We start from the raw sequence: 26,087 nt of genomic DNA on the forward strand, positions 1-26,087 counted from the left end.
AATTAAACGATATAATTCCAGCCGTGAGTATCAGGCGTGGTGCCATATTTAATAGCATCCATTGTCTTAAATATGCGTTGTGAAAACTCGCGGGTTGCAGGATCACTCAGGGTATACTCTTCACCATTGTAAGTGATAGAGCCAACCGGGGCAATAGTAGCTGCGGTGCCGGCGCCAAACGCGTCGGTTAATTTCCCGTTTTTAGCACCCTCTATAATTTCTGCGACAGATACTTTACGTTCCTCTACCGTAATGCCCCATTCTTTGGCTAAAGTAATTACCGTATCGCGGGTTACGCCATCCAGGATAGTATCTGTTGCTTCGGCAGTGATCAATTTACCATCCAGTAAAAACATGGCGTTGGCAGCGCCCATTTCTTCGATGTAGGCATGCTCTTTTGCATCCGTCCAGATCAGTTGGTCAAAACCTTCTTCAGCAGCTTTACGGGCAGGCAGCATAGATCCGCCGTAGTTACCGGCAGCTTTTGCATAACCCATACCGCCTTCAGCAGCGCGTGTATATTTAGTTTCTATTTTTACGCGCAGTGCTTTAGAAAAATAAGGGCCTACGGGGCCGATCAATACCATGTATTTGTAGGTGGTAGATGGTAATACGCCCAAATATGGGTCGGTAGCAAACATAAACGGTCTGATATATAAAGCATGGTTGGCCTTTGTAGGGATCCATTCACGGTCAATATCCACCACTGCTGCAATACTTTGCAGAAAAAGATCCTCCGGCAGCGCTGGCATACAAAGGCGCTCAGCAGATTTGTTAAAGCGGATCGCATTTTTGTCGGGGCGGAAAATAGTGACCTTGCCATCGGCATGCTTGTATGCTTTTATGCCTTCAAAAAATGCCTGGCCGTAGTGCAGGGCAGAGATGGCAGGGCTCAGCTCAATTGGGCCGTACGGTAAAATTTCAAAATTCTTCCATTCGCCGTCGGCATAATCAGCCACCAGCATATGATCGGTAAAAGTGCGCCCGAAGGGCAGGTTATCAAAATCTGTTTCCGCTAAGCGGGAATGTGCAGCTTTGGTTAGTTTGATGTCCAATGTTTCGGTCATGGCAGTGCGTGTTTTTCTAAAAACGGCAAGTTAAAAAAATAATAGGTAATTTTTATTCCTGGCTTGTATAAAGTATATCAGAAGAATAGCCGGTAGCTCGGCCCTCTGCTACCGCAAACTGCTCACTGCTTTTTCAACCCAGGCTTTACCCCAGTTCTCCAGTTCTACTGCCGACCAGAGCGAAGGATAAAATATGCGTTTTTGAAAACGCGGAGGCAGGTATTTTTGCCAGTTGGTGCCGCCTGTCGCTTTTATTTCCTCAGGCTCGCGATGCAGGTAACGTACTGCAGATTTATAGTGTGATAAAGGCCAGTTAACGTTCACATTCACGTCCAGCTGCCTTAGCTGTTCTTCCAGTGAAGCAGTATGCTGACTATTTTTCTTAAGCTGATTTAGTAAGCTGTAGAAGTTGGTTGTCGCAACGCTTTTGCCCAGCTCTACAAAAGTTGTAGCGTATTTCTTCTCGAACTGTTTCAGGGTGAGTGTTTTCTTCCCGGTAGATAATTCGGTGGCGCCAAATTTCCAATAGATATATTCAAACTGATCTGCTATGCTCCTGCCGCGCATGGCTTCGCGCTGGCCTTTTGCCACCAGGTTAATGAAATCAGTTGCATAGATCTCTATCATACGATACTGCCCGCTTTGGAATCCACTGGCCGGTAATAACGACATTCGGAACTGCAAAAACTGCTCTTTCTCCATTCCATCCACCATGATCTCGAACGAATTGGTCAGGGCTTCAAAGTAGCGGTTGATGCGTTTGACACGGGCGATGAAAAATTCTGCTGTTAAAGGCTCAGCGGCAGCAATCTGTTTACATTCGTGCAGGGCAAGTTTAAAGTATAGCTCCGTTATCTGGTGATACATAATAAAGATCTCCTCATCCGGAAACGGCGTTTTAGGGCTTTGCAAACTCAGCAAGGTGTCCAGGTGAATGTAGTCCCAATAGGTTAGGAAATCGGCATGTAATAGCCCGTCCAGATAAGAACTCATATCCTGCCCCATTGCTTCGTATTTTTCCTGCAGCAGGGCTATCTTTTGTTCTATTTCGGGAGAGATGCTCATCATGTAAAAGTAAGAAGGTATTTTGAATTCCGAATGTTCGATTTCGGATAGCTGAATGATAACTGTACAAGTAATTCCGAAATCAAAAATCTGAATTCCGAAATAAAATTTATATTTGCTTCATAAAAACAAGGCAATGGTGTTCTGCCTATTTGAACCGCTGCAAAGCTGATGACGCCTACCCAAATAAGTTGTTTATTTATTTGCATGTAGGTTATGTTTAAAATATTCTTTTCCAGTCAGCTCAATCTCGTAAAATATCTTATTCGTTGGTTGGTTATCCTTCTCCCGGTTGCTGTTGCAATTGGCAGCATGGTGGCGCTTTTTCTATGGTTGTTAAGCTGGGCCATTCATTACCGTTTCGCGCACGCATGGTTGTTATACTTGCTGCCGCTGGCCGGTATTGTTATTCATTTGCTTTATAAATGGTACGGGCAAAGTGCCGAGCGGGGAAATAACCTTATTATCGATGAAATTCATCAAACCGGTGCCGGTGTGCCCAAACGGATGGCACCGCTGATTTTGATCACCACTGTTATTACCCATTTATTTGGTGGTTCTGCTGGTCGCGAGGGTACGGCTGTGCAAATTGGCGGCAGCCTGGCTCACCTGTTCGCGTCGCTGTTTAACCTTAGCGAAGCCGATAAAAAAATTGTACTCACCGCTGGAGTTGCCGCCGGTTTTGGCGCAGTGTTTGGTACCCCGCTGGCCGGGACGATCTTCGCATTGGAGGTGATTGCAATAGGCCGCATTCAATACACCGCGTTAATGCCCTGTTTAATTGCCGGCTTAGTTGGTGACATTACGGTTGCTGCCTGGGGTATTAAACACACCCTATACCATATAGACGTGGTGAATACCGGGCAGGCGTTCTATGGTAATCACTTGCCTTTAAGTTTTTTGCTGCTGGGCAAGGTAATCCTGTCTGCGGCCCTTTTTGGGCTGGCGAGTTACCTTTTTGCAAAGTTTGTGCACCTGGTAAAAAGCACTGCCCTTAAGTTGATCAAGATCAGCTGGCTCATCCCTGTAGCAGGTGGACTGATCATCATTGGCCTTACTTTTTTACTAGGAAAGCCGGATTATTTAAGCCTGGGTGTTGAGGCAGAGCACCCGGAGGCGGTAACTATCCTATCCGCCTTTCAGCAGGGCGGTGCCGATGCATTTAGCTGGCTGTGGAAGCTGGTGTACACCGGTATAACCTTAGGTACAGGCTTCAAAGGGGGGGAGGTTACCCCGCTGTTTTACATAGGGGCCACCTTGGGTAATACCCTGGCCGGTTTGCTGAATGCCCCGGTGAGCCTGTTTGCCGCGCTTGGGTTTATAGCAGTTTTTGCCGGGGCAACCAATACCCCGCTGGCCTGTACTTTAATGGGGATCGAGCTTTTTGGCGGTGAGTACGCCCTGTTGTTTGCGGTGGCTTGTTTTACGGCGTATTTTTTTAGCGGGGAAGGGGGCATTTACCCGGCCCAGTTAGTAGCGCATCCTAAAATTCCTGCGGAAGAAGGGCAAAAGCAGGATTATGTAAAACGAATGCTCTCAAAATATAAATTATAGCCTAAAACATATTGCCGCAGTATTGTTATTGTAGTGATATTACTAATCCTTATAAACATGCATATCAACAAAATTCTTATCGGTATAGACGACAGTAAATATGCCGAGTACGCAGCTGCTTACGGTTTTGATTTGGCAAAAAGTTTTAATGCCCATGTTGGGCTGGTGCATATTGTTGAGCCGGCAGTAAGTCCGGTTACCACCAATGATACGATCACCGGTTTGCCATTCCCGGATTCAGGAATAGACGAGGTGGAGTTGTTAAATATCCAGGAGGATATGTCTGAAAATATAGTTAACCGCACGATCAAAAAATATGCGGGCGATTTGCAGGTGACACACTTTAACGAATTTGGATCAACCGCAGAGGGGATTTTAAGCTGTAGCAGACAATTCGAGGCGGACCTGATCGTGATAGGCACGCACAGCCGCAGCGGTATCGATAGGTTACTAATGGGTAGTGTAGCCGAAAGTGTAGTGCGCAGCTCGGAAATTCCCGTATTGGTAGTTCCATTGAAGGAAAAACTTAACGGGTAATATTTAATGGTTAATAGACCGGGGCGTTTAACACTTGCCACGACCTATTAACCATCATCTGCCATTATCTAGTAAAGCAGCCTGAACTTGATCGTATGATCTATTGCTTTTAATTCATTTAATACGCCTGCTTCGTACCCAACATTTACATCGGTAATTACATAGCCTATTTGTGGGTTGGTTACCAAAAACTCCCCAACAATGTTGATGTTGTGGCGGGCAAATACTTCGTTTATTTTAGCAAGGATCCCAGGTACGTTCTTGTGGATGTGGATCAACCGGTGGGCGTTGTTGTTGCGTGGCGGCTGCAGATCAGGGAAGTTACAGCTCATGTGCGTACGGCCCTCATTCATGAATGCAATTACCCTTTTCGGGATGAAGTCACCGTTGCGCGGGTTATCTTTAGGGTCATCAAAAACAATGATGCCGGCATTGCAGGCGGCTTCAGCAAGTTTACGGTTGGCTTTGCCAAAGCAGCCTATTACTTTTAATCGCCCGGCATTTTGAATCTGCTCAACGCTTGGCTGGTTTTCCTCATCGCAAATTAATACACCGGCTTCCTCCAAATATTTATCGGCTATCGCTTCTTTGTGGCGCAGATTGTACCCTTCGCGTTTCATTTGCGCTAATGCCTCATCGTCAATTCCACCTACTACTAAACATTTAATGCGGTTTTTAGGGTAAGAAATAGCCCTTGGCAGTTTGTTGATATATAAAAATTCATCAAAGCTTGGGGTGATATGGTCGGCTTTTTCAGCTACGGATTTACGTTCGATATTCTCGGTAAAGGCGAAGAATTTTTTGATCATGCCCGATTCCTTTAGCTGAAAATCTGAATAACCATCTCCAATACCAAAGATCTCGCCCGGGAGGTTCAGCTCCTTAAGCAGTTTAACCTTACCGCCCTCCTGCGATAACGGGTTAGTTTTATCATACCCTACAATATTGCCTTCTTCATCAAACTCAAAAGTATTGGCGTAAATATTCTCTCTTTTGATGTGGTACTCGGTTACCACCGGGATAATGAATTCTTTAAAGCCGCCCGATACGATTAGCACCTCTTCCTGGTGGTTTTTAAAGAATATGGTGTTTCTGGAAAAGGATGTAGACACCTTCTTTTTAAGGTGGCTAATCAGTTGCTTCAGGTGATTGCGGTTAGCGCATAGTAGTTTTACCCTTGCCTGCAGGCTCTCGGTAAAAGAAAGGCGGCCTTCCATTGATGCATTGGTAAGGTCTTCTATCTGTTTGTAAATGGCCTCCCTGTCGGGATGATTTTTTAAGGAGATTCGGGCAAGTTCGTCTAAAGCTTCAACCTGTGTAAAGGTACTATCGAAATCTATGATGAAATACTGATCCATTGGGCTATGCAAATATGTGCCGACCACGTCGGGACACAAATGTGCAAATTTTTGCGGGAACAGAATTGCCGGAATTATAAACATTGCAGATCTCTGTTTTTTTAACATAGCGGTCACAGCAAGGAAATACGGACGTGTGCTGTTAAATAACCACTCCTCTCAACACAATATAAAATTTAATAAATACGCTTACCTTTGCAGGCTTATGGGCAGATCTGGTAAACCACGGGTAAATAAAGTTTTTGAGAACGTTACAGTAATAGACATCGCTGAAGAAGGCAAAGGTGTTGGCAAAGCAGATGATTTTGTTTTGTTTATAGAAAAAGCCATTCCCGGTGATGTGGCCGATGTAGAGGTTTACCGCAGCAAAAAGAATTTCGGCGAGGCGAAGATCACCCGTTTAATCCAGCCTTCCGAATACCGTACCACCCCGTTTTGCGAACACTTTGGCACCTGCGGCGGTTGCAAATGGCAACACATGACCTATGATGCCCAGTTGAAGTTTAAGCAAAAGGCCGTACACGATGCCCTTACCCGCTTGGCTAAGATCGATGTGGAGCATATGGATGCCATTGTACCATCCCCGGCCGATCGCTATTACCGCAATAAACTGGAATATACATTCTCCAACAAACGCTGGCTATACGATGGCGAAAACCGGGAAGATGAAGCGCTGGATATGAATGCGCTCGGTTTCCACATTCCCGGCCGTTTTGATAAGATCCTGAATATTAATCATTGTTACCTGCAGGCCGAACCATCTAACGATCTGCGCAATAGCATTAACCAATATGCCAAAGAGCAGGGTATCAGTTATTACGATGTTCGCCAGCATACGGGCGCATTGCGTAATTTGATCATCCGTACCTCGTCTACCGGGGAGATCATGGTGATCGTAGTTTTCGCTCACGCAGATGAAGAGCAGGTGGCTAACCTGATGACATTTGTGGATACGAGATTCCCGCAGATCACATCTTTGCTGTATATCCTCAATACCAAAATGAATGATACCATTTTCGACCAGGAGGTGAAAAGCTGGAAAGGCCCCGAGTATATTCACGAGGAAATGCCAGGTGGAAATGGCAAGGCGATCCGGTTCAGAGTTGGCCCTAAGTCGTTTTATCAAACCAACTCTATCCAGGCTTTGAAACTGTACGAGATCACCCGCGACTTTGCCGGATTTAAAGGCGATGAGTTGGTGTATGACCTTTATACCGGTGCCGGTACCATCGCGAACTTTATTGCCGGCCATGTGCGCGAAGTGGTAGGGGTAGAGTATGTACCTACCGCTATTGAAGATGCCAAAGTAAACTCGGAGATCAACAACATTACCAATACCAAATTCTTTGCCGGCGATATGAAGGATGTTTTGGTGGCAGATTTTGTGGCCGAGCATGGCAAACCCGATGTGATCATCACCGACCCGCCGCGGGCCGGCATGCACGCCGACGTAGTTGCCCGACTAATGGAAATTGAAGCCCCTAAAATTGTTTACGTAAGCTGCAATGCCGCCACCCAGGCCCGCGACCTGGTCGTGTTAAAAGAGAAATATGATACGGTAAAAATTCAGCCGGTGGATATGTTCCCGCACACCCAGCATGTGGAGAACGTGGTGCTGTTAAAGCTAAGGGAGGTTTTGTAAAAGTTTATCGAGTACTCGTTATTAGGCGGTAATCCCTAAAGGGGTGATTAAACGAATAATGATGTACCTGAAATTGGGTTTTTTGTAAAACTAGCAGATCAATCCTTAAAGCTTTCACAAACTTCCTTAACTGTTTCGCTCAGTGGTTTAAATTCAAACCCGATTGCTTTCCTGATCTTGCTGGTGTCAAATTCTCTAACAACCGATGCTGCTTTCGCGCTGGTTTTATCTATAGCCGGGTCATGTCCGGTAAGGCTCCCCCACAGGGAAGCACCGCGCCAGGCCACTTCCATCAACCATGGCTTGGCCAGCTTAGCAGGCGCAGGCACACCAAGGAAACCCGCTATTTCGCTAAAAAGTTGTTGATAGGATCGGTTCTCGCCATTGATAATATAACGTTCACCGCTAATGTCGCTATCCATCAGGGCGATCATGCATTTGGCAACATCCTGCACATCCACAAAGCCCATGGTACCGCTGGTGTAAAATTTCAATCCTTTGCGTACCGTTTCAAAGATCTGTCCGCTGCCTTCAATCCCGGCACTGGCACCTAAAATAATGGTTGGGTTTACAATAACCGCATCCAGCCCCTCGGCAATGCCGCGCCAAACTTCCATTTCACTTTCCAGTTTCGAGATCGCATAGCCGTCGTTTTCAAGGGTAGGGTCCAGGTGGTGATTTTCATTGATGAGTTCGCCGGGTTTAGCTTCTCCTACGGCCGCTACCGAACTGGTATGCACCATACGAATATTTTTTTCGGTACAAAAATCAACCAGTGTTGCGGTCCCTCTTACATTAGTACGGATCATTGGGTTTTTATCCGCAGCCTTTAAGCTTACCCACGCAGCACAATTGTACACCTCTGTTATGCCATCCAGTGCAGCTTCTAGGGCAAAAGCATCCATCAGGTCTGCATCAACCCATTCTATCTTTGCAGGGTAGGGCAACAGCAGGTCGGGTATAACAGACGATGCCCTCTTTGTGCAGCGGATATAATTACCCCGCAGGATCAGCTCCTTCGCTAATTCTGCTCCTAAAAAACCTGTTGCACCGGTAACGAGTATCATTTGCCAAATATGGCAAATAATGTGCAGATGTGCGGATGTGCAGGTATGCAAATGAAAAACCTTGCTTAATGCCTTTACATGATCCAAAAATAGGTTCACATCTAAAATTTGCACATCTGCTCATGTTTTTTTTCCGCACATTTGCATATTCGCACATCTGCACATCAAACAACATGTCTTTAGCCGATTTTTTTACACCTATTGATCTTAAAAAGATAACGCCTAAAAACGGGTTTTATACCAGTCAGCTGGGGGATAAGATCGATCACAACTCCGTTGCCTTCCCAGATCTGGAGGAGAAAACGGACATCGCCATCATCGGTGTAATGGACGACCGCAATGCCATCAATAACTCCGGCTGCGCTTTAGGGCCGGACTACGTACGCGAAAAACTTTACCAGCTGAACGAGGGTGGCTACACTACCCGTATAGTAGACCTGGGCAACATCACCCGCGGCGAAAAAGTGACTGATACTTATTTCGCACTTAAAACAGTAGTGGAAGAACTGATCAAAAAAGATATCATTCCCGTGATCATCGGTGGGGGGCAGGACCTTACCTACGCACAATATATGGGCTACGAAAGCCTGGAACAAAAGGTGGATGTGCTGGTGGTTGATTCGCATTTCGATTTGGACGATGACGGTTTTGGCGATAGTATTGAAACCAACTCAATCGCCTATCTCAACAAGATCTTCCTGCACGAACCCAACTATCTCTTCAATTTCAGCAACCTGGGTTACCAAACCTATTTTGCCAGCCAGGAGAGTTTGAGCGTAATGAATAAGTTATACTTTGATGTTCATCGCCTGGGCGAACTCGCCGGAAACATCTCCGTAACGGAGCCTGTTATCCGCAATGCGAATATGGTGAGTTTCGATATGGGTGCCATCCGCTCGTCAGACGGTGGAGGTAATGCCAACGCAAAGCCAAATGGTTTTTATGGTGAAGATGCCTGCCAGATCTGCCGGTATGCCGGCTTCAATGATAAGCTAACGTCTATCGGTTTTTATGAATTTAACCCGGCTTACGATACCAACGGCCAAACAGCCATGCTACTCTCACAAATGGTGTGGTATTTTATAGATGGATTTTACAACCGCAAGAAGGATTTTCCCCTCAACCCAAAATCGCAGTATTTGATCTACAAAACCAGCCTCAAGCACGAAGAACACGAACTGGTATTTGTGAAAAGCAAAAAAAGCGACCGCTGGTGGATGCAGGTGCCATACCCTACGGGCGGGTCTAAAAACGAACGCTTTCACCTGGTGCCATGCCGGTACGACGATTATAAAACTGCACGCTCCGGCGAAATGCCCGATCTGTGGTGGCGCACCTTCCAAAAATTAAACTGACCTGCAATTGATTACGCTTTTTTGCGTTATACAAACTCACTATAATCAGATAAATGAAGAGATCTTTTTTATGCCTGCTGGCGCTTGTACCCGCACTGGTATTCGCACAAAATGCCAAACCTTTTAACATTAAAGGCAAGGTTGGTACCCTTAATGCTCCTGCAAAAATTTTCCTTACCTACTATCTGGGTTCAAATACGGTAACTGACTCATCCGAAGTTAAAAACGGCGATTTTGCTTTTACCGGCGTGGTTATGAACCCGGTTAACGCCGCCATGTTTGTAAGCTACAAAGGTACCGAATACGCCAAATTTATGCAGCAGAGCTTTCCAAATGGTCCGCAAAGTGGTGCGGCAAAAGGCACAGATCTGTTAACTTTTTTTATCGATAAGGGCGATATCAACATAGCATCTAAAGATTCAATCTCCAAGGCAGTTATTACCGGGTCAAAACTGAACGATGATAACGTAAGGCTGCAGGGCCAGTTGAAAGTGATTATTCAAAAGGCACAGGCCCTGGGCAAAGAAGCACAGGCTGCAACAGCTGCCCAGCAGCAATCTGCGGCGTTTCAAAACACCATGCAGGGGCGCTACAAAGCACTGCAGGCCGAGCAAAAGACCACTTTAAAGAACTTTATTTTTGCTAACCCAGATAGTTACCTCAGTTTGCTGGCGTTAACCAGCGTTAGTGGCCCTTCGCCGGATGTTGCTGAAGTGGAGCCGCTATATAATGCGCTGTCCGCTGATGTAAAAAGCACCGAACTGGCTAAGCAGTTAAAATATTCAATGGACAATCTGAAGATCACGGCCATAGGTTCTATGGCGCCGGATTTTATCCAGAATGATGTGAACGGTAAGCCGGTGAGCTTATCTTCTTTTAAAGGCAAGTATGTGCTGATAGATTTTTGGGCATCGTGGTGCGGTCCTTGCCGCCAGGAAAACCCTAATGTGGTGCGCACTTACAATAAATACAAAGGCAAAAACTTCACGGTGCTGGGCGTATCGCTGGATAAAGAAACCGGCAGGGATGCCTGGATAGCCGCTATCAAAAGCGACGGCCTTACCTGGACCCAGGTTTCCGATCTGAAATTCTGGAAAAACATGGCCGCAACGCTTTACGGTGTGCAAGCCATTCCACAAAATTTTCTGGTAGATCCACAAGGTAAAATAGTTGCTAAAAACCTGCGCGGCGATGATTTAGATAACAAGTTGGAAGAATTATTGGGTAAAATATAGGGGCATTGCGCTAAAATGCGGGTTTACGATAAACAACTTGTCATTATGTCGTTACAATAGCTGCTTTTGCTTTGATTTCTTGGCTCTTAGTAGGATATTGGCATCTTAATCATATCACTAACTCATGAAGAAAATAGTTTTCAGCGCTTTAGCGTTATTCCCGGCAATGCTTTTTGCACAGGATACTAAATTTACGGTACAGGGCAATGTAGGTACAGTTGGTGCGCCAGCCAAAGTTTACCTGCAATACCGTAAAGATAAAAAAACCGTTATCGACTCTGCTGTACTTAAAGATGGCAAGTTTAGCTTTACTGGCAACGCGGGCACTACACCCGCCAGCGGTTACCTCTTATTTAACGCGAAAGGTACAGGAATGAATGGTACCCGCGATTATAAATCTATTTATATTGAGCCTGGTGTTGTTAATGTTAGTGCTACAGATGCAATAGCTGATGCAAAGGTAGACGGGCCTAAAACAAACCAGGAAAATGCGTTGTACCAAGCCGCTTTGAAGCCTGTGAACGACGGTTATACGGCTATGGAAGCAAAAGAAAAAGCAGCCGGCGACCAGGCAAAAACCCCGGAATTTATTAAGCAGGCTAAACTGGATGAAAAAGCTATCGATGAAAAGGAGAAAGCAATTAACAAGCAGTTTATAACGGCTCACCCGGATTCTTATATAAGTTTGAACGCACTGCAGTCTTTTACTTACAGCGCGGATTATGTAGATATAGCGCCTTTATATGAAAACCTGTCGCCTGCAATTAAAGCCTCAGAAGGTGGCAAAGCTTTTGGCGAAATGCTGCCTAAATTAAAAGCGGTGGCCTTAGGCGCAACAGCCCCTGAATTTGCTGAGGCAGATACAGCAGGTAAAGTGGTTAGCCTTTCTTCGTTCCGCGGTAAATATGTGCTGATAGATTTTTGGGCATCATGGTGTGGTCCTTGCCGCGCAGAAAACCCCAACGTGGTTAAGGCATACAATCAATACAAAGCCAAAAACTTCACCATTGTAGGTGTTTCTTTAGATCGCCCGAACGCTAAGGAAAACTGGTTGAAAGCTATCCATAAAGACGGCCTTGCCTGGACACAGTTATCCGATCTTAAATTCTGGGACAGCAAAGCGGCCGGTATGTATGGCGTGCGCGCTATCCCTCAAAACTTTCTGTTAGATCCTAATGGAAAGATCATCGGTAAAAACCTTCGCGGCGACGATCTGGATGCTAAACTGGCAGAACTGTTTGGGAAGATATAATTTAGTCGGAAGTCGGAAAGACAGAAAGTCGGAAAGTCGGAAAGACGGAAAGTTGGAAAGATCGATAAGTACGAAGTTTCGGAAGTCTGTGAATTTGTGAAGGTAGATTTGCGAATCAGTCAGGCTGATATTTATACAAAAGGTCCCGGAGCATTGCTCACGGGACCTTTTTTGATATCCTATCTTTCGGACTTGCCGGACTTTCGGACTTTCCGACTACAACAAATCAAATCCGATGTCTTTCCGGAAATATACGCCGTCGTAATAGATCCTGGCTGCATCTGCGGTGGCTTGTTGCAGGGCACTGAACATATCATTTTGTAACGAGGTAATGGCCAATACCCGGCCGCCGGTTGATAAGATCTCTTCACCGTTTAACGATGTGCCGGCATGGAACACATGCGAATCGCGCACATTCTCTATCCCGCTGATGGCTTTATCTTTTAGGTATTCGCCTGGATAACCGCCTGCTACGCACACAACGGTTGCTGCAGTTTTATCAGAGATAAGTAATTCCTTTTCATTCAGGTTGCCCTCAGCAACACCTTGCAGCAAATCCACAAAATCAGAGTCGATGCGTGGCATAACGCTTTCCGTCTCCGGGTCGCCCATGCGGCAGTTGTATTCTATTACCCAAGGCTCGCCTTGTGTATTCATCAGTCCGATGAAAATAAAGCCTTTGTACGGGATGCCTTCGTTCTTTAAACCTTCAATTGTTGGGATGATCACCCTTTGCTCTACCTTCTCCATAAAAGCAGCGTCAGCAAACGGAACCGGAGAAACAGAACCCATACCGCCTGTATTCAAACCGGTATCACCTTCGCCAATGCGTTTGTAGTCTTTGGCTTCCGGCAGTATTTTGTAGTTGGTGCCATCGGTCATCACAAAAACGGATAGCTCGATGCCCTGTAAAAATTGCTCTATTACAACTTTGGAGCTGGCATTGCCGAACTTAGCCTCGGTAAGCATTTCTACTAGCTCCAGCTGGGCTTCTTCCAGTGTCAGGCAAATTAATACGCCTTTACCGGCTGCTAATCCATCCGCTTTTAAAACTACCGGCAAGCCGGCAGTTGCCAGGTAAGCAAAACCATCCTGCAAAGTGTCTTTTGTAAATGTTTTTGATGCTGCTGTAGGGATATTATTGCGCTGCATAAACAACTTACTGAAATCCTTACTGCCTTCTAGTTGGGCAGCTTCCTGCTGCGGGCCTATCACCGGGATATGCTTTAGCTGCTCATCTGCCAAAAAGAAATCATGAATGCCCTTTACCAGCGGTTCCTCGGGTCCAACCAATACCAGGCTGATCGCATTGCTTACCGCAAAAGTTTTGATGCCTTCAAAATCGGTAACCTTAAGGTTAACGTTGGTGCCATATTGGCCTGTGCCGGCATTACCCGGTGCAATAAAAAGATTATCGCATTTAGGGCTTTGGGAAATTTTCCAGGCGAAGGCGCTTTCCCTTCCGCCCGAACCGAGGATCAGGATATTCATGGGGCCAAAGATAGTTTTTTGCTATCAAGTAGGAAGTAGGAAGTATCAAGTCTTTAGTATCAAGTATCAAGATTTAATGCGCCCGGCCAGCCATACTAATACTAAATACTGGATACTAGATACTAGATACTAGCTACTTCCTACTAGCTACTTGCTACTATTTTCTTACCTTTGCCTGCCAATATGACTTTGAAATTGCAGTGGCTCAATTGTTGAGTTTATTGCACTTTATAAAAATACTATGTTAGACTTTTTTAGTAAGCTTTTCGGAAGCAAATCAGACAGGGATGTTAAAAGCATCCAGCCTATAGTTGAGAAGATTAAGGCGGAGTTTGCCAAACTGGGCCAATTGAGCAATGATGAGCTTAGGGCTAAAACGATAGAATTTAAAGAAACCATTGCTACCGGGCTCTCCGGTATTGATAGCGAAATACAGGCCATAAAGGACCGGACTGAAACTGAACTGGATATGGAGGTAAGCGAAAAGGTTACCCTTTATACCCAGTTAGATAAGCTGGAAAAGGATCGCAACAAGGAGCTGGAAGATATCCTGATCAATATTTTGCCACAGGCCTTTGGTGTAGTAAAAGAAACCGCTAAGCGCCTTGCTGAGAATAAAAGCATCGAAGTTACCGCTACTGAGTTTGACCGTGAACTAGCAGCAAAGAAAAGCAACGTAGTAATTAAAGGCGATAAAGCTACCCATAGCAGTACCTGGCTGGCTGCCGGCAACGAGGTTACCTGGAACATGGTACACTACGATGTGCAGCTGATTGGTGGTATTGTACTTCACCAGGGAAAAATCTCTGAAATGGCTACAGGTGAAGGTAAAACGCTGGTAGCTACACTGCCTGCGTACCTGAATGCACTTGCAGGCCAGGGCGTACACATTGTAACGGTGAATGATTACCTGGCACGCCGAGATAGCGAGTGGATGGGCCCGTTATATGAATTCCATGGCTTATCTGTGGATTGTATTGATAAACATGAGCCTAATTCTGAAGAGCGCCGCAAAGCTTATTTAGCTGATATTACTTTTGGCACCAATAACGAGTTTGGTTTTGATTACCTGCGTGACAATATGACACGTAGCCCTGAAGAGCTGGTGCAGCGCAAGCTACACTTTGCCATGGTGGATGAGGTGGATTCGGTGTTAATTGACGATGCGCGTACACCGTTGATCATCAGCGGGCCTATCCCGCGTGGTGATGAACACGAGTTTTATGAGCTGAAACCCCGTATAGAGCGTTTGGTTAATGCACAGAAGGCGTATGTAAATGGCGTATTGAATGAAGCTAAAAAAGCGATCAACGATGGCAAAACCGGTGTTGATGAAGGCGGTTTAGCTTTATTGCGTGCGCACCGTGCATTGCCAAAAAGTAAAGCACTGATCAAGTTCCTGAGCGAAGGCGGTAACAAAACCGTATTGCTGAAGACAGAGAACCACTACATGCAGGATCAGGGTAAAGAAATGCCTAAGGTAGATTCTGAACTGTTCTTCATTATAGATGAGAAAAGCAATTCGGTAGAATTGTCTGAAAAAGGTATCGAGCTGATCACCGCTTCCGGTGAGGATCAGGGTTTCTTTGTGATGCCTGACGTAGGTACCGAGATCGCCAACATCGAAAAATCTGCCTTGCCTGCCGAAGAAAAGATTGCTAAGAAAGACGAGCTCATGCGCGATTTTTCTATCAAATCGGAACGTATCCACTCGGTTAACCAGTTATTGAAAGCATACACTTTATTTGAAAAGGATACCGAATACATCCTTGACGATGGTAAAGTAAAAATAGTAGATGAGCAAACCGGCCGTGTTTTGGATGGCCGCCGTTACAGCGATGGCCTACACCAGGCTATTGAGGCAAAGGAAAATGTAAAGGTAGAAGATGCTACCCAAACATTTGCGACCATAACCCTGCAAAATTACTTCAGAATGTACCATAAGCTTTGTGGTATGACGGGTACTGCCGTTACCGAAGCAGGTGAATTCTGGGAAATTTATAAGCTGGATGTAGTGGAGATCCCAACCAATACCCCTGCTTCCCGCTCGGATATGCAGGATTTGGTTTATCGCACCATCCGCGAAAAATACAATGCTGTTGCTGATGAAATTGTTAAACTTACGGAGGCGGGTCGCCCGGTACTGGTAGGTACTACCTCTGTAGAAATTTCTGAGTTATTGAGCCGTATGCTTAAGCTGCGCGGTATTAAACATAATGTACTGAATGCCAAGATGCACCAGAAAGAGGCCGATATTGTGGCCGAGGCTGGTCAGCGGAGTACGGTAACCATTGCTACCAACATGGCTGGTCGTGGTACGGATATTAAGCTGGGCGAAGGCGTAAAAGAAGTTGGCGGTTTAGCCATTGTAGGTACCGAGCGCCATGAGAGCCGCCGGGTAGACAGGCAGCTGCGTGGTCGTGCAGGCCGCCAGGGTGACCCGGGTTCATCCCAGTTCTTCGTGTCATTAGAGGATAACCTGATGCGTTTATTCGGTTCGGAAAGGATCTCTAACCTGATGGTAAGAATGGGTATTGAGGAGGGCGAAGTGATTCAGCACTCCATGATCTCAAAATCTATTGAGCGTGCGCAGAAGAAAGTAGAAGAAAATAACTTTGGTATCCGTAAACGTTTGCTGGAGTACGATGATGTGATGAACTCACAGCGTACCGTTATTTACGCAAAACGTAAAAATGCCTTGTTCGGTGAGCGTTTGGAAGTTGATTTGAACAACACCATTTTTGATGTTATTGAGGATGTGGTTACCGAATATAAAGAAGCTAACAATTACGAAGGCTTCCAGTTGGAGGTGATCCGTTTGTTTTCGGTTGATCCGGATACAACACAGGAGCAGTTTTCAGCCACATCCGTTAATAACCTGGTTGATAAAACCTTTAATGATGTGATCGATTTCTACAAGCGTAAATCTGAAGCCATTGCGCAGCAGGCTTACCCGGTTATTAAAGATGTTTACGATACCCGTGGCCAGTATGTGGAGAACATTGTTGTTCCGTTCAGCGATGGCGTACATGGTATCCAGGTGGCTGTGCCGTTGAAGAAAGCGGTGGAGAACCAAGGGGCAGAGGTGTTCAGGTCGTTTGAGAAAAACGTTACCTTGTACCTGATTGATGATGCCTGGAAAGAGCACTTACGCGAAATGGACGAGTTAAAGCAATCGGTACAGAATGCCGTTTACGAACAAAAAGACCCATTATTGGTATATAAGTTCGAGGCTTTTGAATTATTCCGCCAGATGTTATCAAACGTGAACAAGGAGCTGGTAAGCTTCCTGTTCAGAGGTGGAATTGCAGTACAGCAGGAGCCGGAGGAAGTGAAGGAAGCAAAACCGGAGCCGAAGCTGGATCTTAAAAAAATGCGCACCTCCAAGCCGGAACTGGTTGGCGAAGCTAACGGCATGCCGATGGAAGATACCCGCGAAGTACAAAAAGCAACTCCTGTAAAGGTTGAGCAAAAAATAGGCAGGAACGACCCTTGCCCATGCGGTAGCGGCAAAAAGTTTAAGAACTGCCACGGCGTAGGGCAAAATTAAATAGCAGAAGGCGTCATCCTGAACTTGTTTCAGGACCCAGGTAGTAGTAAACAGTATGTATGCTACTTTGCAGATGGGTTACCGAAACAAGTTCGTTATGACTGCGTTTACATTATAACTAATGAAAAGAGCAACATTTGATCATAAAGCTAAGTTAAGCCTCATCAAATGCTGCTCTTTTTTTGTGCTGTTACTTTTCTCGGTGGCAGCCTCCGCACAGGTAAAAGGCAAAGTTACCGTAGTGCGCGATCCCTTGTTTGATACCCTGCTGGCCAAGCGGGCTTTACTTAACAAAATGGGCGGCGTGGCAGGTGGGGGATTTTTCCCATCCTATGGCTATCGGTTACAGATCTATAGCGGTAGTAACCGGAGCGCAGCTTTTGCAGCACAGGCAAGGTTTAACCGCGAATTTCCGGAGATGCGTACGTACGTAGGTTACCGTGAACCCAACTTTAAGGTAAAAGCCGGCGATTTCAGAACCCGTTTGGAGGCCGAAAAAATGAAGGCCCAACTACAGGATACGTTTTCGGCCATGTTTATCGTTTCAGAAAAAATCAATCCCCCAAAAACAGTTATTAGTAATGATTAAGCAAAAGATCCAGCAGCTTTCGGCAGATATATTTAACGATGTGGTAGCGAATCGCCGGCATTTGCACTCCCATCCCGAACTGTCTTTTCACGAAGTGGAAACATCGGTGTTTGTAGCCAATAAGCTAACCGAACTGGGTTTGGAGTACCATAAAATGGCCGATACCGGCTTGGTGGCCATGATCAAGGGCGACAAGCCTTCTGACAGGGTCATCGCCCTGCGTGCCGATATGGATGCTCTGCCGATACTGGAAGCGAATGACGTTACTTACAAATCGCAAAACCCGGGTGTGATGCACGCCTGCGGACATGATGCGCATACCTCATCGCTATTAGGAACCGCGAAGATCTTAACAGAACTGAAAGCAGAATTTGGTGGAACGGTTAAGTTGATATTTCAGCCTGCTGAAGAGAAACTGCCGGGTGGAGCCAGTTTAATGATCAAAGAAGGCGTACTGGAAAATCCTAAGCCGCACGCGGTATTGGGGCAGCATGTAATGCCACTAATCGATGCCGGTAAGGTTGGTTTCCGTGCGGGCAAGTATATGGCCTCTACAGATGAATTATACGTTACCGTGCGTGGTAAAGGCGGCCATGGTGCACAACCGCAGCAAAATGTTGACCCGGTGATCATCACTGCACATATTTTAACCGCACTGCAGCAAGTGGTAAGCCGCTTTGCCGACCCTAAAAGCCCTTCGGTACTTTCCTTTGGAAAAGTGATCGCCAACGGCGCAACCAATGTGATCCCGAACGAAGTTTACCTGGAGGGTACCTTTCGTACCATGGATGAAAAATGGCGGAACGAGGCTCATATCAAGATCAAGAAAATGGCCGAAGGTATTGCCGAGGCCATGGGTGGCAGTTGCGAATTTAATATCATGCGCGGCTATCCCTTCCTGATCAATGAAGAAGTGTTAACGAATGCAACCCGGAGCCATGCCGAAGATTATTTAGGCAAAGAGAACGTACTGGACCTGGATATTTGGATGGCGGCAGAGGATTTTGCCTACTACTCGCAGGTTGCCGATAGTTGTTTCTATCGTTTAGGCACCAGGAACGAGGCGCGTGGCATCACCTCATCGGTACATACCCCAACCTTCGATGTGGAAGAAGATGCCTTTAAAATAAGTACCGGACTGATGGCCTATTTGGCTATTAAGCAATTGGGAAATTAATTTCGTCGATAAAAGATGTCCATAGCGTATGGAGAGCCCGGATTGAACCGCTATTTCTACCTATGGTCTTTCGACTATCAACCATGGACTAAACAATAGATGAAAAGACTTTTCCTGGCTTTCTGCTTTATCCTATTCGCTTTCTGCTCAAATGCCCAGCAGATCCAACGCTTTAACCCAGACACTATACTTACCGTAGTGATCGATTCGCCCGTTAATATTATCTCGCACCGGCTGCGGGTACAGGACTTTATCGATGCGGTAACGCAGGATACCAGCTTTTACAAGGCTTTTCAGAACATGAAAGGCTACAAGTTCACGGCCGAGAACCGGGTGTTTACCTATGATAAAAAGAACAGGGTAGAGGGCAAGATCTATAGGAAAATTCAGCATAGCAATGTAGCGGGAAGCCACAAATTGCAATATTTGGCCAAAGCCGATAGCGGCACCGTGTTTAAAAAGAATGGCAAGTACCAGCTGTATACCGTAGAGATGTTTGACTATATCTTTATGAATGCCTACAACTCCGACTTTGTAAAAGGAGAGGGACAACCGGGAGATAAACCCGGTAAGAATGAAAGTTACAAATCAAAACTGAAAACGCTGGTGTTTACGCCCGGGCGTAAGGTAAACGGGATCCCTTTTATCAGCGATAAAACAGAAATTTTTGGTCCCGACTTAAAGCAATTTTACCTGTACCAGTTTGCCCGGGGTAAATATCTCGATAGCATCCCGGTATACCGCTTTAAAGTGGTTCGCAAACCCAGCAGCAGTCCGGATGATGTAATGATTCAGGAGATGACCACCATCTTCGATATGCGGACCTTCCAGATCCTGGGCCGCTATATCGATATGAAATACAGCAATATGCTATTTGATTTTAATGTGCAGATGAATATCGAGCTCAATAAATTCGACGACGAACTCCTGCCCATCAAGATCACCTACCAGGGGAACTGGAATATCCCGTTCCATAAGGAAGAGCGGGCCAGTTTTTTAATTGTGCATAAGGATTATAAAAAAGAGTAGGAAGCTTAGCCCCTAACCCCCTGAAGGGTGAACGGCATATCACATAATGCAGAAAGCCATCCGCGGGATGGCTTTCTGCATTATGTGAATTTAAAATTTGCTAATCAAAAACTCCCCCTTCAGAGGGCTGGGGGGCTCCGGCCTAAAATTCAGCGTTCTTCGGGAACCTTGGGAAAGGGATCACATCCCTGATATTACCCATACCGGTTACAAAAAGTACTAAACGCTCAAAGCCTAAACCGAAACCGGCATGCTGACAAGAACCAAAGCGGCGGGTATCTAAATACCACCAAAGCTCATTTTTAGGGATGCCCAGTTCGTCCATCCGGGTTTCTAATTTATCCAAACGTTCTTCACGCTGCGACCCGCCTACTATTTCGCCAATGCCCGGGAAAAGAATATCCATTGCTGCAACGGTTTTGCCGTCATCATTCTGGCGCATGTAGAAGGATTTGATTTCTTTAGGGTAATCCGTCAGGATCACCGGTTTTTTAAAGTGCTTCTCTACCAGATAACGCTCATGTTCCGATTGCAGATCGGTACCCCAGCCTTCAACCGGGAACTGGAATTTTTTCTTTTTGTTAGGAGTAGAATCACGCAGGATCTGGATCGCCTCGGTATAGGTAAGGCGCTCAAAATCGTTATTTAAGCAAAATTGCAGTTTATCCAGCAGGTTCAGTTCAGAACGTTCCTGCTGCGGTTTGCTTTTCTCTTCTTCCAGCAAACGCTGGTTTAAAATTTCAAGGTCCTCTTTATTTTTGTCCAGCGCGTAGTTAATTACATATTTCAGTAATTCTTCGGCCAGGTTGGCATTATCAGTCAGGTCATAAAAAGCCATTTCCGGCTCTATCATCCAAAACTCGGCTAAGTGGCGGGTAGTATTGGAATTCTCCGCGCGGAACGTTGGCCCAAAGGTGTAGATATCGCTTAAAGCCATGGCACCCAATTCACCTTCCAGCTGACCGGATACGGTTAAGTTGGTTGATTTACCAAAGAAATCCTGTTTGTAATCTACCTCACCGGTATCAGTGCGCGGTACGTTAGCCAAATCAAAATTGGTTACGTGGAAAGCTTCGCCGGCTCCTTCAGCATCAGATTGCGTAATGACCGGTGTATGCAGGTATACAAAGCCTTTCTCCTGGAAAAACTGGTGTACGGCAAACGATAAGGTGTTCCTTACACGGAATATCGCGCCGAAGGTATTGGTGCGGAAACGCAAGTGAGCGTTTTCACGCAAAAACTCCAGGGTTTGCTTTTTGGGTTGTAACGGAAACTCATCGGAGTTACAATCGCCCAGGATCTCAATGTCGCGGGCTATGATCTCCACCGACTGCCCCTGGCCCAGAGAAGCCGATAGCTCGCCGGTAACAGCAACCGCCGCACCAAAAGTAATGCGTTTTAATAAGGCGGGGTCCGTATTTTCAAAGTCAACCACAATTTGCAGGTTGCTATTGGTAGAGCCATCGTTTAAAGCAATAAAACGATTGGACCGGAATGCCCGTACCCATCCTTTTACCGTTACCTCGGTACCGGTTTCCCCGCTTTGCAGTAATGCTTTAATCTTAATTCGCTGACTCATATAAAAGTATTTTGGGTGGCAAAAATACAATTAATCATCCATTGGATGAACCTGAAATTGCATAATTTAAGCGCGGTGCTGATGCCTTTTCAATAAAAATGTCCGGATCTATTTGGGTAGGTAAACGTTAAACATACCATTAGCGAATTTCACCGTTTCGGGGTAAGCAGTTGATGGGTTAGGATAATCTCTTTTAAGGGTAAGGCTGTAGCTGCCGCTAATCAATCGGCTGGTTTCGTCATAGCCTGTAACGGTTAGTGTACTCGCAGCGGTTTTGTCTAATACATATTCGCTGGTAAAAACATCGCCGCCAACAGTTGTAAAATAAAAAGCCTGTGTGTTTTGAAAGGTGTATGTACCCTTGCCTGTGAATTTTAAGCGCATGATAAGGCGCTCTTCGGTTTTCGAACCAATAATCAATAAGGTATCCGTACCCTGTTTTTCGGCCGTGGCTTCGCCGGTCCATTTCACCATATTTTTGTCGGCACCAATGTAAGGTGCAATAGCCGGCGACACGCAGCAATTGCGTTTAGAGCATCCAGCGGTAAATAAGCCCAAAACAATTAGGATAAGCAGCGTTAACTTTTTCATGATAAGTTTTTATTTTAATTACGTCCGTTAATGGCGGAACGCTACAGTGAATTAAGGCTGACAGTGTTATGATTCCGTTAAATTAAAATCAACAAAGGTTCCGGTACACATCGTTGGGCCATTGCTTTGCCACGCTTGTTTCGATAAGTCAATTAATCCTTCAAAATTAGATCGTCTAATGGTGGCAATGCGTAGTTTTGCCGCATGAACCCAAGGGTAAGTCTGTTAGTCGGGATATTGTGTATCTCTTTTTCGCCAATCTTTGTAAAGCTGGCCGGTGTATCTCCGCTGGGTGCTGCATTTTACCGGGTAGCCGTTGCCTGGGTTTGCCTGCTGCCCTATTGTATCATCAAAAACAAACTAAAGGTAGATCGTCGCCAATTATTGATTGCGATTGCTGCCGGGATCATATTCGCATCAGATATTGCGGTTTGGAATATCTCACTTTTGAAAATCAGCGCCACCGTATCCACCCTGGTTGCCAACCTGGCCCCGGTTTGGGTGGGCCTCATGGGCTACCTGCTTTTCAGGAAGCTGTCTGGCCGGCTGTTTTGGATCGGCACTTTGATAGCTATCGCCGGCATGGTGATCCTGGTGGGTTACCAGCATATCCTCCATCTGGAATTTAATACCGGCATCTTGCTGGCCTTGCTGGCCAGTTTTCTATATGCCAGTTACATTATGCTCACCAAAAACATCATGGCGGGGATAGATGTGTTTACCTTTATGTTTTACAGCATGCTTAGTTCGGGGATCTTCCTGTTGGTCATCAGCAGTTTTACGGGAGATGATATGGTACATTTCCCCATTAAAGTTTGGCTTTGTTTTATCGGTATGGGGCTTATTTGCCAGCTGGTAGGCTGGCTCACTATCAATTATTCCCTGCGGTATATGGAATCTACCAAAGTAGCCATTGCGTTATTGAGCCAAACCGTTTTTGCCGGGATCCTGGCTGCCTTTTTTCTGAATGAGCATTTATCATTTACAGAGATCATTGGCAGCGTTGTGGTGTTGGCGGGAATAGCGGTAACGTTTTTGAAACCGAAAAAAGTTGAGGGGAGTGCTGTTTAGTAATTGCCGTTTGTAGCGTGGACTCACCCCGGGATCGCTGTGCTGCCCGACCCTCTTTGCGCAGCAGAGAGGGTGAAGCAATAAGCGCCATGTCTCCTCAACTTTCCATCACCCATCGCTTGCAGAGTGGACTCACCCCGGGATCGCTGCGCTGCCCGACCCTCTCTGCTGCGCAAAGAGGGTGAAGCAATAAGCGGCCTGTCTCCCCAACTTTCCATCACCCATCGCTTGCAGAGTGCACTCACCCCGGGATCGCTGCGCTGCCCGACCCTCTCTGCTGCGCAAAGAGGGTGTAGCAATAAGCGGCCTGTCTCCCCAATTTTACATCACCCACCACTTGCAGAATGGACTCACCCCGGCATCGCTATCACTCGCCACCCATTTCTGCTGCTTAGAAAGGGGGATTTCAGAATACTTTGCGCAACGAAAAGAGGGCGTAGTTGAGGCGGCTTGCCGGGTGCATCTCAACTTTCCGATTCCATCGATTCAAAATCATCACTGTATTAAACGTTAAATTTGTATCTTTAAAGAAGAAGTAAGTCGCTTATACCTTACTTTTGCAGGCTCAATTTTTTTATCTATGATCACCAAACCCACCATCGACCGTATAATGGAAGCCACAGATATTGTGGAGGTGATTGGCGAATTTGTGCAGTTAAAAAAACGCGGGGCCAATTTCGTGGGTTTGTCTCCCTTTGCTAATGAGCGTACCCCTTCTTTTACTGTTTCGCCTGCTAAAGGGATCTTCAAGGATTTCTCTACCGGTAAAGGCGGCAGTGCCATTACTTTTTTAATGGAGCTGGAAAAGTTTACTTATCCGGAAGCTCTTAAATGGCTGGCCAAAAAATACGGTATCGAGATAGAGGAAACGGAAGTATCAGCAGAGGATAAAGCGGAAGATAACCGCCGCGAAAGCCTTATGATCGCCACCGGCTACGCGGCTAAATTTTTCCACGAAAGCTTGTTGGATAGTGACGAGGGCCAGAGCATCGGACTTAGCTATTTTAAGGAACGCGGTTTTACCAATGATACCATCAAGAAATTTGAGCTGGGCTATTCGCCCGATCAATGGGAAGCCTTTACCGATAGCGCCCTGAAGGCCGGCTACCTGGAAGAATTCCTGGTAGAGAGCGGCCTGTCGGTTAAGCGCGATAACGGCAAACTGTACGACAGATATCGTGGCCGGGTGATGTTTCCCATCCATAGCTTTACAGGCCGGGTAATTGCCTTTGGCGGCCGTACGCTTAAAACAGATAAGAATGTTCCTAAGTACGTCAATTCCCCGGAATCGGAGATCTATCATAAATCCAATATCCTTTACGGGTTATACTTCGCCAAGAAATCTATTCGTGAGGAGGACAACTGTTACCTGGTAGAAGGGTATGCAGATGTACTCTCGGTTTCGCAGGCGGGTATAGACAATGTGGTGGCCTCATCAGGCACGTCACTTACAGCAGAACAGATCAAGCTCATTAGTCGCTTTACCAAGAATATCACCATTCTTTATGATGGCGATGCGGCGGGGATAAAAGCTTCCCTGCGCGGGTTGGATATGATTCTGGAGCAGGGCCTCAACGTAAAAGTGGTTTCGTTTCCTGATGGGCATGATCCGGATTCTTACGTGCGCAAACTGGGGACCAACGCCTTCAAAAAGCATATTGAGGAAAATAAGAAAGACTTTATACTATATAAAACGGACCTGCTTTTAAAAGATGCCGGTAAAGACCCCATAAAAAAAGCCGATGTGATCCGGGAGGTGGTTGAAAGCATCGCAAAGATCCCCGATTCTATCAAGGCCTCGGTTTTTATAAAGGAGTGCAGCCATATCATGCAAATTGATGAGCGTGCGCTGCTTACCGAACTCAACAAGATGCGCCAGGCTAAGGCCAAAAAGGATTATCAGCAGGAGCAAAACCACCGCCCTGCCGAAATGCCGGATGAGCCGCACTTTTTTGATGAGCCTGTAGAGGAGAAGCCAAAGCTGATCGACACGCAGGAGAAAGAGATCGTTCGCTTGCTGCTTTTATATGGTAACAAGATGATCGATTGGGATGGTATCGCCAATACCTATATCGGCCCTTTTATGATAGCCGAGCTAAGTGATGTGGAGTTTGATGAACCAAGCTGCAAGGCGTTTGTAGAGATCTACCAGAAAGAGGTCGAAAACGGCGTTTTGCCGGAGGAACAGCATTTTATCCATCATCCAGATAAAGGTATTGTGGATGTGGTAGTAACCCTGCTGGCCACCAAATATACATTGAGTGAAAATTGGTACGAGATGCACAAGATACTGGTGCCCGATGAAACGGAGAACATGAAGGCTACAATACTTGGCGCTATCTTTCACCTCAAAATGCATAAGGTTGGCAAAATTCTGGAGAACCTGCGCGGTGAGTTGCAAAAGGCAACATCAGATGCCGACCAGGATATTTTGCTGAACCAGTATATGCATATGAAAAAGGTAGAAAAGACGATTTCTGATTATTTAGGGTCGGTGATATTAAAATAAATGGCAAGCCACAACGATCTGGGCCGACATGGTGAAGCATTAGCCAAAGCCCATCTGGAAGCCAACGGCTACGAAATAATGGACGAGAACTGGGTGCATGGCAAAGCTGAAATTGATCTGATTGCCTATAAAGACAAAATAATTATCTTCACCGAAGTTAAAACGCGTACAGGTACCGGCTTTGGCATGCCCGAGGATTTTGTTGACGCCCGTAAGCAGCGTTTATTGGCAGATGCAGCCGATGAGTATATTTATTTGATGAACCACCAGGGCGAAGTGCGTTTTGATATAATATCTGTGCTGTTTGACCGTAATAACAACTATAACTTAAAACATATTGAAGATGCCTTTTGGCCATCTGCTACTTAA

At 45.9% G+C, this 26,087-nt stretch carries 21 protein-coding genes; 13 read left to right on the top strand and 8 right to left on the bottom strand.

Annotated elements, in window-relative coordinates; translation table 11 throughout:
• Window positions 1–2: 2 nt before the first annotated feature.
• From A0256_08130 to A0256_08140, 3 genes are all read right to left on the bottom strand, one after another.
• Window positions 3–1,067 carry a branched chain amino acid aminotransferase gene (locus A0256_08130; protein AMR31395.1) on the bottom strand — a complete coding sequence of 355 codons (1,065 nt, stop codon included), beginning with the start codon at window positions 1,065–1,067 and terminating at the stop codon, window positions 3–5.
• A gap of 108 nt (window positions 1,068–1,175) precedes the next feature.
• The gene (locus A0256_08135; GenBank protein AMR31396.1) at window positions 1,176–2,132 is read right to left on the bottom strand and encodes a tryptophan 2,3-dioxygenase; all 957 of its coding nucleotides are present in this window, start codon (window positions 2,130–2,132) and stop codon (window positions 1,176–1,178) included.
• Window positions 2,132–2,341, bottom strand: coding sequence for a hypothetical protein (locus A0256_08140; protein AMR31397.1), 210 nt, complete (start codon window positions 2,339–2,341; stop codon window positions 2,132–2,134). Before A0256_08140 ends, A0256_08135 begins: the two co-directional genes overlap by 1 nt.
• A 7-nt stretch (window positions 2,342–2,348) precedes the next feature.
• On the opposite strand from A0256_08140, the gene A0256_08145 reads away from it, so the two are divergent.
• The gene (locus A0256_08145) at window positions 2,349–3,686 is read left to right on the top strand and encodes a voltage-gated chloride channel protein (GenBank protein AMR31398.1); all 1,338 of its coding nucleotides are present in this window, start codon (window positions 2,349–2,351) and stop codon (window positions 3,684–3,686) included.
• A gap of 57 nt (window positions 3,687–3,743) precedes the next feature.
• Window positions 3,744–4,223, top strand: a complete 480-nt coding sequence (locus A0256_08150; protein AMR31399.1) for a hypothetical protein — start codon at window positions 3,744–3,746, stop codon at window positions 4,221–4,223.
• A gap of 68 nt (window positions 4,224–4,291) precedes the next feature.
• On the opposite strand, the gene A0256_08155 is transcribed toward A0256_08150, so the two are convergent.
• Window positions 4,292–5,581, bottom strand: coding sequence for a phosphoserine phosphatase (locus tag A0256_08155; GenBank protein AMR31400.1), 1,290 nt, complete (start codon window positions 5,579–5,581; stop codon window positions 4,292–4,294).
• Between the two features lie 205 nt (window positions 5,582–5,786).
• Between A0256_08155 and A0256_08160 the strand changes: the two genes are divergently transcribed.
• Complete coding sequence (locus tag A0256_08160; protein ID AMR31401.1) at window positions 5,787–7,223, top strand: 23S rRNA (uracil-5-)-methyltransferase RumA; 1,437 nt, start codon at window positions 5,787–5,789, stop codon at window positions 7,221–7,223.
• Between the two features lie 98 nt (window positions 7,224–7,321).
• Here the strand turns inward: A0256_08160 and A0256_08165 are convergent, their stop codons facing one another.
• Window positions 7,322–8,290: a nucleoside-diphosphate sugar epimerase gene (locus tag A0256_08165; protein AMR31402.1), complete on the bottom strand. Its 969-nt coding sequence runs from the start codon at window positions 8,288–8,290 to the stop codon at window positions 7,322–7,324.
• 173 nt (window positions 8,291–8,463) lie between these two features.
• Between A0256_08165 and A0256_08170 the strand changes: the two genes are divergently transcribed.
• From A0256_08170 to A0256_08180, 3 genes are all read left to right on the top strand, one after another.
• Window positions 8,464–9,645, top strand: coding sequence for an arginase (locus tag A0256_08170; protein ID AMR34476.1), 1,182 nt, complete (start codon window positions 8,464–8,466; stop codon window positions 9,643–9,645).
• Between the two features lie 53 nt (window positions 9,646–9,698).
• Window positions 9,699–10,880 (top strand): hypothetical protein, encoded by a 1,182-nt coding sequence (locus A0256_08175; GenBank protein ID AMR31403.1) that lies wholly within the window; start codon window positions 9,699–9,701, stop codon window positions 10,878–10,880.
• A 124-nt stretch (window positions 10,881–11,004) separates the two neighbouring features.
• Complete coding sequence (locus A0256_08180; GenBank protein ID AMR31404.1) at window positions 11,005–12,132, top strand: hypothetical protein; 1,128 nt, start codon at window positions 11,005–11,007, stop codon at window positions 12,130–12,132.
• Between the two features lie 216 nt (window positions 12,133–12,348).
• On the opposite strand, the gene A0256_08185 is transcribed toward A0256_08180, so the two are convergent.
• Entirely contained in the window at window positions 12,349–13,623 is a 1,275-nt protein-coding gene (locus A0256_08185) for a phosphoribosylamine--glycine ligase (protein AMR31405.1), read from the bottom strand.
• A 241-nt stretch (window positions 13,624–13,864) separates the two neighbouring features.
• On the opposite strand from A0256_08185, the gene secA reads away from it, so the two are divergent.
• The 4 genes from secA (at window position 13,865) to A0256_08205 (ending at window position 19,968) form a co-directional block, all read left to right on the top strand.
• Window positions 13,865–17,173 (top strand): preprotein translocase subunit SecA, encoded by a 3,309-nt coding sequence (secA, locus tag A0256_08190; GenBank protein AMR31406.1) that lies wholly within the window; start codon window positions 13,865–13,867, stop codon window positions 17,171–17,173.
• A gap of 121 nt (window positions 17,174–17,294) precedes the next feature.
• Window positions 17,295–17,762: a hypothetical protein gene (locus A0256_08195; GenBank protein AMR31407.1), complete on the top strand. Its 468-nt coding sequence runs from the start codon at window positions 17,295–17,297 to the stop codon at window positions 17,760–17,762.
• Complete coding sequence (locus A0256_08200; GenBank protein AMR31408.1) at window positions 17,755–18,939, top strand: N-acyl-L-amino acid amidohydrolase; 1,185 nt, start codon at window positions 17,755–17,757, stop codon at window positions 18,937–18,939. The genes A0256_08195 and A0256_08200 overlap by 8 nt, the downstream gene beginning before the upstream one ends.
• A 99-nt stretch (window positions 18,940–19,038) precedes the next feature.
• Window positions 19,039–19,968, top strand: coding sequence for a hypothetical protein (locus A0256_08205; GenBank protein ID AMR31409.1), 930 nt, complete (start codon window positions 19,039–19,041; stop codon window positions 19,966–19,968).
• 142 nt (window positions 19,969–20,110) lie between these two features.
• On the opposite strand, the gene A0256_08210 is transcribed toward A0256_08205, so the two are convergent.
• On the bottom strand, window positions 20,111–21,547 hold the full coding sequence (locus A0256_08210) for an asparagine--tRNA ligase (GenBank protein ID AMR31410.1): 1,437 nt from the start codon (window positions 21,545–21,547) through the stop codon (window positions 20,111–20,113).
• A 108-nt stretch (window positions 21,548–21,655) separates the two neighbouring features.
• Window positions 21,656–22,138, bottom strand: coding sequence for a hypothetical protein (locus tag A0256_08215; protein AMR31411.1), 483 nt, complete (start codon window positions 22,136–22,138; stop codon window positions 21,656–21,658).
• Window positions 22,139–22,342: 204 nt separating this feature from the next.
• Here A0256_08215 and A0256_08220 point away from each other — a divergent pair, with 204 nt between their 5' ends.
• The 3 genes from A0256_08220 (at window position 22,343) to A0256_08230 (ending at window position 26,087) form a co-directional block, all read left to right on the top strand.
• On the top strand, window positions 22,343–23,209 hold the full coding sequence (locus A0256_08220; GenBank protein AMR31412.1) for a hypothetical protein: 867 nt from the start codon (window positions 22,343–22,345) through the stop codon (window positions 23,207–23,209).
• Between the two features lie 580 nt (window positions 23,210–23,789).
• Window positions 23,790–25,718, top strand: a complete 1,929-nt coding sequence (locus tag A0256_08225) for a DNA primase (GenBank protein AMR31413.1) — start codon at window positions 23,790–23,792, stop codon at window positions 25,716–25,718.
• The gene (locus tag A0256_08230; GenBank protein AMR31414.1) at window positions 25,719–26,087 is read left to right on the top strand and encodes a hypothetical protein; all 369 of its coding nucleotides are present in this window, start codon (window positions 25,719–25,721) and stop codon (window positions 26,085–26,087) included. It begins immediately after the preceding gene.

The sequence above is a fragment of the Mucilaginibacter sp. PAMC 26640 genome (assembly GCA_001596135.1).
Classification (GTDB): domain Bacteria; phylum Bacteroidota; class Bacteroidia; order Sphingobacteriales; family Sphingobacteriaceae; genus Mucilaginibacter.